We start from the raw sequence: 12,692 nt of genomic DNA on the forward strand, positions 1-12,692 counted from the left end.
AAAAAGCGCGTCGGCTTGTTGTGAAAGGCGCGCCAAAAGCAAAAACCAAAACCCCAGAGGCTCTGCCTCTGGACTCCGCCAGGTAGGTGCCATCCCTGGACCCGCAGTTGTTTTGGGTGTGAATAGTTACGCTTTATGCACCCTTTCCCTCACCCGCCGACAAGGAGATCACCTGCTCGAAGGTATCCGACAAGGTGGGACGAAACTGCTGGTAAAAGAGTCCGACCGCCGGATTATCCAAATCCTGAGCCTGCTGCATCGCCTCCATAAGATTGCTGGTATCATGCTTGGATGGCAGCTTGCGCACCTTCATCGAGAGATTGGTGTAGGTCTTGCTGGTTTTATCGAAGGTTACACACGGACTCAAAATGTGCAGATAGGAAAAGCCCCGATGGGCAATCGCCTGAGTGATCATCTCGCGCAGATGATCTGGATGTCCGGCATAGGATTGCCCAACCCAACTGGCTCCATACGATAACAACATCATCAAGGGATTCAAAGGCCGCTCTGGATTTTCAAACGGCGTCGTCGAAGTGCGCAAACCGATGGCCGATAACGGCGAGGCTTGTCCCTTGGTCAGACCATAAATGCCATTGTCAAACAATAGATAGGTAATATCCACATTGCGCTTGGCCGCATGGGCAATATGCCCTCCGCCAATCGCAAATCCATCTCCATCACCACCTACCCCTATCACCGTCAACTTGTCATTGGCAGTCTTGATCCCCGTAGCCACCGGCAACACCCGGCCATGCAGCGTATGAAAACCAAACAAATTGACAAAAAAAGGAAAACGAGAGGAACAGCCGATCCCGGAAACCACCACCGCCTGATCGGCAGCAATGCCCATGGTGTTGCAGGCATGGGTCAAACCCTCGACAATGGCAAAATAACCACATCCCGGACACCAAGTGGGCAAGGAACGGGATCGATATTCCAAACGCCCGCTCTCACGCACCTCCTGCAGCTTTTCATCAACAAAAACAGGCTTTTCCATCAACGACATGAGAGATACTCCCAACATAAAGGTCAAGAGGTACAGGCTGCCGCCTGTTAGACCATTGCTGCCAAGCGGCGAATTTCACCCAAAATCAACTCCACCGGCATCGGTGAACCCGGAACCCGGCTTAAACGCACCACCGGACGTGCCAAAATTCCCTGCACCAGGTGTGCAAACTGCCCTTCATAGTTGACCTCGGGCACCAACACATGATCACAATCATCCATAAAGGCTGACACCGCCTCGGTGGGAAATGGCGACAACATCACCACCTTCATCGCCGCACAAGAGATCCCTTGCGCATGGGCCATAAACATCGCCTCCAGAGACTCCCCAAAGGTGGAACCCCAGGCCAAAATCCCCACTTTTACCCGCCCACTATGGCCAATACGCTTGGTCACCGTAAAATCAGGATGCTGCAAGGCTGCCAACAGCTTATCATGCCGTTTCCGACTCATGGCCGTATGCACCTCATCGGAATCGTTGGGTCGGCCCAGAGTGTTATGCTCCAAACCGGTCACCACGTGCATACAACCCATATCCCCAGGTACCGCCCGTGGACTCACCCCATCTTCACTATGGGCATAACGATGATAGAGCTCACCCGCCTCCATGCGACGCAACGGCTTGTTGGCATTCAAATTAAACGGCGGTCCCGATTCGGCCAAAGTGACCGTTTCATAGCGGTTGGAAAGATAGAGATCCAAAAGAACAATCACGGGCGTCTGATATTTTTCGGCCATTTCAAAAGCCTTGCCCGCACAGCGATAACATCCCTCCACATTGGTCGGCGCAATCACAATACGCTGGCAATCACCCGGTGAACCATACAAGGCGGCATTCAAATCGGATTGTTCGGTCTTGGTGGGCATTCCAGTCGAGGGTCCACCACGTTGCGAGACAAATATCACACACGGAATCTCCGCCATGGTTGCCAAACCAAGCATCTCCGCCATCAAGGCCAATCCCGGTCCAGAGGTGGCAGTGGCCGCCCGCGCTCCGGTATAACCGGCGCCAATGGTGGCGGCAATCGCCGAAATCTCATCTTCCGTCTGCAGCAGACGCCGTCCCCGTTTTGGCAAAGAGGTCGCCAAACGCTCCATGATGGTGGTGGCAGGGGTAATCGGATAGCCAAAAAAGGTGTTCAGCTCGGCATCCATACAGCCCTGTACCACCGCAGCATTGCCGCTCAACATCAGCACCTGACCGGCTGAGGCCGCTTTTTCCTGGGGAACACAATAGACATTATCCAATTTGAAGGTGTTGACCCCAGCATCATAACCGGCCTGAAAACCAGCCAGATTGCGCGAAACCACCGATGAACCCTGTTTGGCAAATTTTTTCTCGATGATCTTCTGGAAAGGGGCAGGCGAAAAGCCCAACATGCCGGCAATGACCCCCAAAACAACCAGGTTACGGGAGCGCGATCCGCCGGTAGTCTTTTCCGCCAACTCACGCAAAGGAATACCGTAGGGAATCTGCCCCGGTAAAATATGGCCACTCATATGGCTCCCTTCCGGGCAGTGACCAACCGGTTTTGATTCATAGACAATCGCCCCATCGGTACGCACCTCCCCAGCATGCGGAATGGCATGGCTGTCATCCAGGGAGACCAGAAGATCGGATTGCCGTTTCAAAGCATAGGTTTGTTCTGTGGTGATCCGTACACGGGAAATACATTTGCCGAAGCCACGAATTTCCGGTGGATAGACATCAAAGCAGATCACCCGGTAGCCCATGGCGGCAACCGCATTGCGCAGAATATCGCCCGCAGCAATGGTGCCGTCACCGGCAGAGCCGCAGAGGGCAATTTGGATATCGGTACTATTCATGACCATGCTCCCATCGGGAATAACCGGGTTGGAGTGGCTGAGAGCCACTGGCTCAGTCGTAGGCCCAGAAGGGCGAATCGATGTATCCTTGCTCGTTCTGGAAGAGCGCCTCGTCTTGGGTTGTGGAGAAGTGTTCATTGCCACCCGTCATATTGAGAGCTGCCACCGCGCCCATGGCGCGCACGTTACGATGACCATAATAGAAACGGTATACGTTGTCTTTTTCCGACCAGATCTGACAGACATCACCCGCTGCATAAATATGCGGGTCGCTGGTACGCAAATTGGTACCCACCAGCAGACCACGTTCGATGTCGGTGCCTGAACCCATCATGAATTCCACCAAAGGCAACAGACCATAAAAGGACATCACCACATCACCATAAATGTCTCCGCCCTGGCGAAAACGTACCCGCCGCTCCGGCAATCCCGAAGCACCTTTTTCGATGGCAATCGCCCCACCTTGCGCCTCACCATCCACCACTTCGATCCCCATCTTTTGCAGGATGGCCAAAAATTGATTGCGCTCTTCGCCCACCGGTTGGTGCGGCCAAAAAGTGTTTTCATGGGTGACCAAAATCACCCGATAGTGGAGCGCCAACAGGGTGCGTGCCAGATCCAAACCAATCATGTCGCCACCCAACATCACCACCGAACCATTTTCCGGTAACGCCTTGCGCACGGCCAAAGCATGTTCGTAGGTGCCAAAGGGATGAATCAAATGCCGACACTCCACCAACTCCTCCGGCAAATAGGGACGACCACCGGTTGCCACCAGCAAAGTGTCATATGAAATTGCTTCGTTGTGCGCCAACATCACCTGGCGCTTGCGCGAATCCACCGAGGTCACCCAACAGTCACGCAAAACACGAATGCGCTGTCTTTCATAATACTCCGCCGGATAGGCCAACAAAGCCCGCCAATCTTTATGCTCGTGAAAGAGTTGCGGCAACAGATAGCGATTATAAAACAACATGCGACTGTTGGTGATAATGGTGATCTGCCCCTCTGGATCACGTTCACGCAACCGTTCTGCCGCCTGGTTGCCGGCTACCCCATTGCCAATGATCACATAGCGATGGGGAGATGAGACAGAAGAAGAGACTTGAGCTGTCATGGCGTCACCCCTCCACCGTAACAAGTTTGTTGCGGGTAATGGAGATGCAGGCTACAGGACAAACCTTGAAACAGGCCCCGCAGCGTATGCACTCATTGTTGTCAATCCAAATGGCGGCCACCCGATTCCACTCTTTGGTCTCTTGAAGATTGCCATAACTGCCATCCTCTTGAATGGCCACATCCTGGACCAGTTTGATGCAGTTGCGTGGCGCCACCTCAATACAGGCACGGCAATAGATGCAGCGATCCACATTTATCTGATAACGCAAATCACACAAATAACAGCGTTTTGCCTCTTCCGCCGCCAGATCCCGGTTATAACCGCACTCCACCTCGCGCAACAATGGACGTTCGGCCAAAGGCACGGTAGGCATATGTTGCCGGGGAATAAAGTCAAAAGAACGCTCGCGCAACGGTGCCGCAACCGGCTCCATTTGCACCGCCAGATGGCGTTTTCTGCCCACCAACCAGGTATCCAATTGATCGGCAATGCGTCGGCCATGACCAATGGCCTCAATGGCGGTCGAGGCGCCACGCACATAGTCACCCGCAGCAAACAGGCCCGGTACCGAAGTCATACCATTTTCCGCCACCCGTACTGTCCCCGAACGACCCACTTCAACCCGCACATCGAGAAAATCATTCACGGTGCGTTGACCGATGGCGATAATCAACGTATCGCATGCCTCGCTGAATTCCGAGCCCTCGATGGGCACCGCCAGACGCCTTCCTCCTTCACGCCAACCACCCAAACGGTTTTGCACAAACTCTACACCCAGCAGACGCCCGGTACTGTCCAACTGCAAGCCAACCGGTGTGCGCAGACCTTTGATGCGAATGCCCTCCCGTTTGGTCTCAAAGAGCTCCTCTTTGGTGACCGGAATATACTCTTCGCTGGTGCGCAAATGGATGGTAACCTCCATTCCGCCCAGACGACGCGCCACACGTGCACAATCCAAAGCGGTAAAACCGGCGCCCACCACGGCCACACGACGACCCACCCGCTTGTTTTGTCCGCGATGCAGCTCGGTGAGAAAATTCAACCCATACTCCACATCCTGCGTGATCTGGGAGACATCCTGATTCTCAATAATCCCCTTCAAAGGCAGCGGCACCGGAGCCATACAGCCCGTACTCAACAGCACAGCATCAAAATCGGCCAGCAAGGTCGAAACCCGCACCGCACCCTTGCCCACACCCACCGGAGTGCCGGTACGCAGTTGTACCCCCACCCGCAAGGCGTTGTGCAGCTCAATCTCTAAAATATTGCGTGGCAGACGAAACTCCGGGATCCCATAGCGCAACATTCCCCCCGGCAGCTCTTCCTTTTCAAAGATCACCACATCATGACCCAACAAAGCCAGATCATGGGCAGCCGCCACCCCTGCCGGACCGGCTCCCACCACCGCTACCCGCTTACCGGTAGGCGCAAACAGACGCTCGGTTATGCGATGGCCCGCATCCTTCATATCGGCTGCGGAACGTTTCAAATGGCAGATACTGACCGGTTCCCCATTGCCGGGCCAACCATGACGGCAGGCATCTTCACAGGGACGCGCACAAATGCGACCCAATACCCCCGGTAAAACATTGGCCTCCCGATTGATCTCATAGGCTTGGCCATGTTTGCCTTCGGCAATACTGCGAATATAGGCCGGAATATTGGTTCCCGCCGGACAAGCATGTTGACAGGGCACATTTTGCCGAACCCAGCCAATGTCACGTAAATCATCCGAGCAGTGGGTACACCCTCCCGGATCGTTGCTCCAGGGCGCATCACCGCCGGATTTGGAAAGTGCGTCGAGCATGATCACCACCTCGATAAGAATCCCTGATCCGCCTCACAGCGGATATGAAAAATAGCCCCTACAATGCCCCAGGCAAATGCAGGGACATATTGGCACCCCCTTACAAAAGATACAAGAAAAATCTTGTTGCACTGCAAAAAAAAATATGTACAACTCCTCTGGATTGTGTTTACTATTCAGAGTATTGCGTTGTTTGGCGAGCAGGGGCAGATTGTCGCAACAGGAAATATAAATATCAGTAAATCATTATATAATAAATTAGTTATATGCTAAAACAGATCACCCACTCAGTTTGCGTAATGGCACTATCCATTCAGGAGTCTGGATACCATGATGAAAGAGCTATCCTGGCCGTATACCAAGTTGCAATCGGGCGGAGGAGAGAGCGGCAAAGAAGAGGCAACAACAGGCTACAGAACGGCTTGGCGAGGCTTGCACGACGCTGCCAAGAGTTTACTGCACTCTTTTGCCACCTGGCATACCCTGCGCCGCTGGCAGAGTGGGCTACAGTTGTCGCGCAAACGCGCAGAGACTCTCCAGCATTTCATGCTGCAGCTTAAAGGTTTCATTCCTGCGGAAGGAGGATTTTCTTTGTTTGCAATTGGCAATCATTGGCTTTTTTGGCTACGCAGCCTCTTGTTGCTCATAGGGGTTGTGTTGTGCAGCATCGGGGCCTATCCCTTTTACCAAGCGGTGCACAGCCAAGGCTGGCAGATGGTGGATGGCACAATCATCCACTCGGGATTTGTCCAGAAGGCAACCACTTTCTCCGCAGAGATGAAGCTCTTCTACTACACCTCTGTACAATATGAATATATCTTTGACCGCCAGCGTTACCAGGGAGAGGATGTCGAATTTGGCTTGGCCGATCAAACCTTCTTTTTCAGAGAGTTTGCCGAACGGATCTTGCAGCGCTATCCGCATGGCAAACCGGTCCGGGTCTATGTCAATCCGCAAAAACCCCAGAAGGCCGTTTTGGAACGCACCCCCTCCATGGGTGGGGGATTTTTGCTGATTCTGGTGGGAGGCTTTTGTTTGATGTCACGATCCATGCTGGGAAAATCCTACCAACACCATTCGCGAATGCCTTGATTCGCAAAATACACTATGAAAATGGATTGCTGTAGAGACTGGGAAATGCTAGATTGGCCTTTTTTGCTGACTCAATGAGACAGTCTGCACAGTCGGTTTGTACTCTCCCTGACAGACACCATTTTCTTCAAGATCGTGCGGCCCTGCTATGTATATTCACCATAAACTCGGTTTGGGGTTTGGTGCAATTGTTGGACTGACACTCTTGCTTACTGCCCTCTCTTGGCAAAACACGCAAATACAAGTAAAACTCGAAAAGTCCCGTGATACCGTCGCCTTGATGCAGGAACAGCTCCTGGAAGCGCGCAGGCATGAAAAAAATTTTCTTCTGCGCCGTGATCAGCAGTGGCTGCAAAAAGCCCATGATGCCATAGAGCAACTGGATCGTCAGGTCCAGGAGATGGGCGCCACCGCCTTCTTTAACGAACAACCCTACTGGCAACTGGTCTATGATCAGTTACAAAACTATTTGTTGCAGATACATAAACTGTTGGACATTCCCAATCTCAGCCATGAAGAGCAGTTGGCCATTGTCGAAACCGAGTTGGTTCCCCCCGCCCGCCAGTTGCACCACCTGTTCAAAAGCCGTTGGACCGAGTTGAGCCAAACCCACCATGATCATCTGCGACGCAGCGAAAAAACCCAATCGGTATTGATTACGCTGTCGATGATCATTTCTGCACTGTTGGTATGGTTTATTACCCGTTCGATCATTGCATCGTTGCAAATGGGTATGCAGTTTGCCAAAGAGATTGCCAAAGGAAATTTGCGAGCGCGCATCCCGGAGATCCCTCGTGATGAGGTGGGTGCACTGCTGCAGGCGATGCAGCAGATGGGCAGCGATTTGCAGCAATTGGAAGAGCGCGATGTCCGAGCCCAGGCGGCACGTTTGGCCTTGAATGCGCTATTGGAGAGCTCACTAGAGCCCCTCTCCCTGCAACGGCAAATGGAGGTAGCTCTGCACATCATCATGACCGTGCCCTATTTGCGACTGCAAAACAAGGGAGCGGTATTTTTGATCGATCAGGAAGAGAATCAGTTGCAGTTGATTGCTGGCACTGGTCTCTCACCTGGGGTATTGGAAGGTTGCAGCAAAATAGCCTTGGGCCATTGTCTGTGTGGCAAAGTGGCCCAGGAGGGTAAATTGCTGCATGCAAGCGATCAGGACAGCATCCATACCACCCATTATGAAGGGATGCAGCCACATGGACATTATTGTGTTCCGATCAGCTCCCGCGGCTCTGTTTTGGGGGTATTGACCCTTTATTTAGCTCCCGATCATGCCGAAAATGCCGATGAGGTGGCCTTTCTCACCAGTATTGCCAACACCTTGGCTGGCATATTGGAGCGCAAACGCATGGAAGAGCGCCTGCAGCACTTGGCACACCATGATCTGCTGACCTCGTTACCGAATCGGGTATTATTTGCCGAACATTTGGCCCGTTCATTGGCCATGGCGGCGCGCAGTAAAGAGCGTTTGGCGGTGATGTTGGTAGATTTGGACCATTTCAAGCAGGTCAACGACACCTTGGGCCATGCGGCAGGCGATCGCGTATTGGTCATCTCCACGCAGCGCATTCGCGACTGTTTACGGGCCTCCGATTTGGTAGCGCGCATGGGCGGGGATGAATTTGCGGTGATTCTTTCTGACCTGCCCAGCCAGGAGGCGGCAGAGTTGGTGGCAGGCAAAATTGTGCAACAGGTTTCGCAATCGATTTGCTGGGAAGGACATTCCGTACATGTAGGCGCCTCTATTGGTATCGCCTTTTTCCCGGAGCATGGTTGCGATGCCGATTCCCTGTTAAGCAGTGCCGATATGGCGATGTATCGGATCAAAAAACGGGGCCGCAATGGCTTTTGCATCCACGATCCGGCTTGGAGTGATGACCAGGCGCCTTGATTGTTATGAAAAATTAACAGTGTTCAACGCGGGCCACAGTGTTGGTGAGCGCTCCTGGATAATGCGAAAAAGCGTCAAAGGTTAAGAGAGTTATCTGCCAAACCCAATGACCGTTGTGCATTTGCATTTGTCTCGTACACATAGCGATGACCAACACAAAGCAAACAAAGGCTGGTATATGTGCCATTCATTTCATCGATCCATTACCTGAGTACATCCCTTGTGCTGATCTGGTTTTCCTGCAGCAAATTTTGTAACGTGAGGAAAAAAACATGTTACAACGTTTTCAGTTTATTATCAACAAGTTAACACCTGTAACGTTGTAACATGAATTTTTTATATGAGCGCAACTGCAAAAAGCGAGTGCGCCGTTTGGTCTGTGCGAAACGGTCTATATATTATATATAATATATATTATATACATGTTACACACGTTACATGCGTTACATAGTTGTTTTTATTGGTACTTTCCTGTAACACAAACAGAACTGCTCATGTTACACATGTTACAACTCTGCTCTCGCCTCCACTTTCCAGACAAATACAGGAATAGCGATGGAACGCACGCTTTTGCTGATGGCATCCGATGCGCCAGAGTGCAAGCTTTCCACAGGTCATACACCTGCAAAAAGGCGGTCCGCTAGACACCTTATAACAATCAGATGAGAGATCGGCAGGGGCGGGGGATTTTTATCCCCAGCCCCCTATCACACTAAACTCCGAAAAAGGATAATCGATCCCAGATCAACAGCAAGATCGCTGATTCTCTCAAGAAGAAAATGCGTTTGACCTCTCCTGATTTTGCTACGCTATCAGGACGGATCAGCAAACACGCTCTCCAATGATGGTGCATCCAGAATGCGCATGCTCCACTCCTCCAACAGGGGCGGTCTGGCATTGGAGACCTTTTCACTCACCCAGGAGGGTAGATCTCCATAGCGACGCTGCAGTAAACAGAGCAGAATCTTGGCTTCGCCTTGTTGTTCGCCTTCCTGGCGGCCTTCCTGGCGGCCTTCCTGGCGGCCTTCCTGGCGACCTTCCTGGCGGCCTAGGGCGATCCATTCCAGTTTGTTCTTGGCTAAAATCTCCTGAGCAAATTGTGACAGCATTTCAGTTTCCTCCTGCGGATTGACGCGGCTTACTATCTGCCGCACGTGATCTTCATTCAGGTGCGAAAAGGTTGTCAAAAGATACATCACCACTGGAATCAGTAACTCTGGTGTCTCTGCCAGAGCTGCCATGATCTCTTCCATGGCCTCCATCTGCTCCTGCGGGTCGCGTGTTCCATACTTCAGTACCAACAGGCAGGTGCGCAATCTGGATTCCTGCGACAGTTCCTGGTTCGGAATCGGTCCCAAATCAACCACCGGAAAGCGAAAATTTAACAGCCAAGGTGTCATGGCCTCATCTGCATCGATCAAAGCCAGCAATTCATTCGGGATCCGCCATGCCGATTGGCCGTGATAGAGAAGCATCGGCAAAACCGCTGGCAATTTTTGCCAGTTGCCTTCTGCCCGACTCTTCTGTTCCATGATGCCGTAAATACCTCGACACAACTGCCAGGCCGCCTGCTCATCTTCGTAACTTTTATGTTCAAGCAGAACATAAAATAACACCGGTTTGCCAGTAAGCGTCCTGGTCTCAAACAGACGATCCGCATAATAAGACCATAAATGCTCTTCGACAAAGCTGCCTTCCACCAGTTGCGGAGGTTCCGGTACAAGCAGCCGTGAGACCTCTACTGGCAACCGTTCCCGCAGCAAGGCACCCGCTGTCTCTGGATGAGACAGAACGGCCTTGAACAGACGATCATGAGGTTGTGCGATATCGTTCATACGACCAATAATATCAGCTTCACCCATGCAAGTCATCATCTGCAAGCATGTCTTGGAGATCGAGGTAAATCAAATCGGGGGAGTACAGCAACCACAAATCCTTACACCACCAGCCAGAGGCGCCCTCTGCAGACCAAAAGCCGCTGCAATCCCCCAAAGGTGGCGGGCGATCTGGCACACGACAAAGAGGCACCATGACGGCTGAATAATCATTTATTATACCTTTCACCCATGCACCGGCTGCATTACCATGCTTGACGGCACAGACTGCAAACCATGACCCACTTTCCGTCAGATAATGCGCTGCTCCAGAAACAAGTGTCCAGACAAATCGCTCCCGTTCATTCGCTGCAGAAAATATTATCTTTGTTGCTGTCGCAGAATATATATGGAAAATTATGACAATTCGTGTGTCGATCCCGTTCCTCTTTTTGCTTGTGCTGCTCCCAACCACCGGGACAGCCAGCGCTTTTGCTTGTCCAGCAACCTATGAAAAAGCGCGCCTCCCGGTTTCAGCGTTGCTGGGAAATATCAGAGAGGGAGCCTTGCTGGATTCCACCCAGGTGCTGGCCGGAGCACCTGGAGAGGAAACCAAGGAATATCCAGCCCTCCTCGCTCCCGATAGTGAAACACGCAAGGCAAAAGAAATCATACAAAAGTGGCCTCTATCTCCAGAGGAAATCAAGGAAGGGGTGCTCTTGATTTGCCGCTATAAAGAGGCGACTGGTTATCTGCGCTTTCCTTTGCAGGGGGTGACGGAGTGTAGCGCACGACTGGATGCCAGCAACCCCACATCCATGAAGCTGCTTGCAATGATCTGTCGTTAGCAGAAGCAAGCAAAACATTTGCAATTTTCCTAAAAAGATCAACAGATGATTCGGTTTGCTGCAACAAGGAGGTGAGGATGAGGTTGTATTTTTCTTCGTGGATAGTGGCTGTTGCAATCGCCATCATACCGGTTGTGCTGCAGGCGGCTGACAAAACCTTCACCAACAGCATCGGCATGGAGTTTGTCCTGATTCCCCCCGGATCATTCATGATGGGATCTGAGAAAAATTCCGATAAAAATGCTTCTGTTAGCGAAACACCACGACACAAAGTCACCCTCCGAAAAGCATTTTATATGGGCAAATATGAGGTGACACAGGCACAGTGGCAAGAGGTGATGGGCAACAACCCCAGCAAATTTCCCTCTCCCCATCATCCCGTAGAGAAGGTCAGTTGGACGGATGCGCAGCAGTTTATTCAGCAATTGAATGCCAGGGAGAAGAGTACTCTCTATCGGCTGCCCACAGAGGCGGAGTGGGAGTATACCGCTCGGGCCGGAACAACTACACGCTTTTATTGGGGAGAGGGTGAGCACAGCATCGGCCAGTATGCCTGGTATGATAAAAATGCCAGCCAACAAACCCATCCGGTCGGCCAAAAACTGCCCAACGCCTGGGGAGTGTATGACATGGCGGGCAATGTTTGGGAGTGGTGCCAAGATTGGCACCACGAGGATTATTACCAAAAGGCGCCAGAATTTGATCCTCTTGCTCTGGAGAAGGGCACGGCCAGGGGCCGGGTGATTCGGGGCGGTAGTTGGTTTGCCAACGCGGCCAGCACCCGCTCTGCCGATCGCTTTGCCGACCACCCCAGCCGCCATGATGGCAGTCTGGGCTTCCGTCTTCTGAGAGCAGTAGAGTAACCCCGGAGGCCATAACCGCTGACAACAGCGGGCAAGGCTTCCAGCCAGCAGCAATAAACGGCAAGCAGTGACATGCTGCCGGAAAAAAAAGAGTAAATCAGCCCTTATCCGCTCTGGATTCGGGAGAGTAGTCCTGCCCGGCACGGGGTTGGGCAATGGCAAACCAATCCACATGCCGGGTCAAAAACATCACCATAGCCAACAGAATAAACAGCTCCAAGGTTCCTGTGAGCAAGGCATATTTCTCCATTTGCAACACAAAATAGAGGGTAGAATAAAGTACCGCCAGCAGCAGGGAGAGAACCACAGATCTGCTCAACCCAATAAATGCGGTAACTATTCAGGTTCATGCTGGCTTGCCAGGTCTACCCGGTTTGCGATGACTCGCCAGCTCTACCCCCATGGGGATGCTGTAC

10 protein-coding genes are annotated in these 12,692 nt (G+C 52.2%); 4 read left to right on the forward strand and 6 right to left on the reverse strand.

Annotation, left to right across the window (positions count from 1 at the left end):
* Positions 1 to 133: 133 nt before the first annotated feature.
* From EJP87_RS08860 to EJP87_RS08875, 4 genes are read right to left on the reverse strand one after another with little or no spacing between them, the layout of a single operon-like run.
* Positions 134 to 1,006: a thiamine pyrophosphate-dependent enzyme gene (locus EJP87_RS08860; RefSeq protein WP_227657546.1), complete on the reverse strand. Its 873-nt coding sequence runs from the start codon at positions 1,004 to 1,006 to the stop codon at positions 134 to 136.
* A 47-nt stretch (positions 1,007 to 1,053) separates the two neighbouring features.
* Positions 1,054 to 2,832, reverse strand: a complete 1,779-nt coding sequence (locus EJP87_RS08865) for a 2-oxoacid:acceptor oxidoreductase subunit alpha (protein WP_193771250.1) — start codon at positions 2,830 to 2,832, stop codon at positions 1,054 to 1,056.
* A gap of 52 nt (positions 2,833 to 2,884) precedes the next feature.
* A complete protein-coding gene (locus EJP87_RS08870) occupies positions 2,885 to 3,949 on the reverse strand; it encodes an NAD(P)/FAD-dependent oxidoreductase (RefSeq protein WP_130471507.1) in 1,065 nt (354 codons plus the stop codon).
* A gap of 4 nt (positions 3,950 to 3,953) precedes the next feature.
* Positions 3,954 to 5,759 (reverse strand): FAD-dependent oxidoreductase, encoded by a 1,806-nt coding sequence (locus EJP87_RS08875; protein ID WP_130471508.1) that lies wholly within the window; start codon positions 5,757 to 5,759, stop codon positions 3,954 to 3,956.
* A gap of 330 nt (positions 5,760 to 6,089) precedes the next feature.
* Here EJP87_RS08875 and EJP87_RS08880 point away from each other — a divergent pair, with 330 nt between their 5' ends.
* Together EJP87_RS08880 and EJP87_RS08885 are read left to right on the forward strand one after the other, a co-directional pair.
* Positions 6,090 to 6,851, forward strand: a complete 762-nt coding sequence (locus EJP87_RS08880; protein ID WP_130471509.1) for a DUF3592 domain-containing protein — start codon at positions 6,090 to 6,092, stop codon at positions 6,849 to 6,851.
* A 148-nt stretch (positions 6,852 to 6,999) separates the two neighbouring features.
* Entirely contained in the window at positions 7,000 to 8,751 is a 1,752-nt protein-coding gene (locus EJP87_RS08885; protein ID WP_130471510.1) for a diguanylate cyclase domain-containing protein, read from the forward strand.
* A gap of 812 nt (positions 8,752 to 9,563) precedes the next feature.
* On the opposite strand, the gene EJP87_RS08890 is transcribed toward EJP87_RS08885, so the two are convergent.
* On the reverse strand, positions 9,564 to 10,613 hold the full coding sequence (locus EJP87_RS08890; protein WP_193771251.1) for an Rpn family recombination-promoting nuclease/putative transposase: 1,050 nt from the start codon (positions 10,611 to 10,613) through the stop codon (positions 9,564 to 9,566).
* Between the two features lie 371 nt (positions 10,614 to 10,984).
* On the opposite strand from EJP87_RS08890, the gene EJP87_RS08895 reads away from it, so the two are divergent.
* Both EJP87_RS08895 and EJP87_RS08900 read left to right on the forward strand, forming a co-directional pair.
* A complete protein-coding gene (locus EJP87_RS08895) occupies positions 10,985 to 11,413 on the forward strand; it encodes an STY0301 family protein (protein WP_130471512.1) in 429 nt (142 codons plus the stop codon).
* A 77-nt stretch (positions 11,414 to 11,490) separates the two neighbouring features.
* Entirely contained in the window at positions 11,491 to 12,276 is a 786-nt protein-coding gene (locus EJP87_RS08900) for a formylglycine-generating enzyme family protein (protein ID WP_130471513.1), read from the forward strand.
* 97 nt (positions 12,277 to 12,373) lie between these two features.
* Here the strand turns inward: EJP87_RS08900 and EJP87_RS08905 are convergent, their stop codons facing one another.
* Positions 12,374 to 12,595: an inner membrane CreD family protein gene (locus EJP87_RS08905; RefSeq protein ID WP_193771252.1), complete on the reverse strand. Its 222-nt coding sequence runs from the start codon at positions 12,593 to 12,595 to the stop codon at positions 12,374 to 12,376.
* Positions 12,596 to 12,692 lie beyond the last annotated feature (97 nt).

Origin of the sequence: Candidatus Magnetaquicoccus inordinatus (assembly GCF_004217665.1) — a bacterium.
In the GTDB taxonomy this organism is placed as follows: domain Bacteria; phylum Pseudomonadota; class Magnetococcia; order Magnetococcales; family Magnetaquicoccaceae; genus Magnetaquicoccus; species Magnetaquicoccus inordinatus.

Bases quoted from the DNA above. Each gene is read 5' to 3' on its own strand.
- EJP87_RS08860 (WP_227657546.1), bottom strand. From the start codon at position 1,006: ATGTCGTTGATGGAAAAGCCTGTTTTTGTTGATGAAAAGCTGCAGGAG.
- EJP87_RS08865 (WP_193771250.1), bottom strand. From the start codon at position 2,832: ATGAATAGTACCGATATCCAAATTGCCCTCTGCGGCTCTGCCGGTGAC.
- EJP87_RS08870 (WP_130471507.1), bottom strand. From the start codon at position 3,949: ATGACAGCTCAAGTCTCTTCTTCTGTCTCATCTCCCCATCGCTATGTG.
- EJP87_RS08875 (WP_130471508.1), bottom strand. From the start codon at position 5,759: ATGCTCGACGCACTTTCCAAATCCGGCGGTGATGCGCCCTGGAGCAAC.
- EJP87_RS08880 (WP_130471509.1), top strand. From the start codon at position 6,090: ATGATGAAAGAGCTATCCTGGCCGTATACCAAGTTGCAATCGGGCGGA.
- EJP87_RS08885 (WP_130471510.1), top strand. From the start codon at position 7,000: ATGTATATTCACCATAAACTCGGTTTGGGGTTTGGTGCAATTGTTGGA.
- EJP87_RS08890 (WP_193771251.1), bottom strand. From the start codon at position 10,613: ATGGGTGAAGCTGATATTATTGGTCGTATGAACGATATCGCACAACCT.
- EJP87_RS08895 (WP_130471512.1), top strand. From the start codon at position 10,985: ATGACAATTCGTGTGTCGATCCCGTTCCTCTTTTTGCTTGTGCTGCTC.
- EJP87_RS08900 (WP_130471513.1), top strand. From the start codon at position 11,491: ATGAGGTTGTATTTTTCTTCGTGGATAGTGGCTGTTGCAATCGCCATC.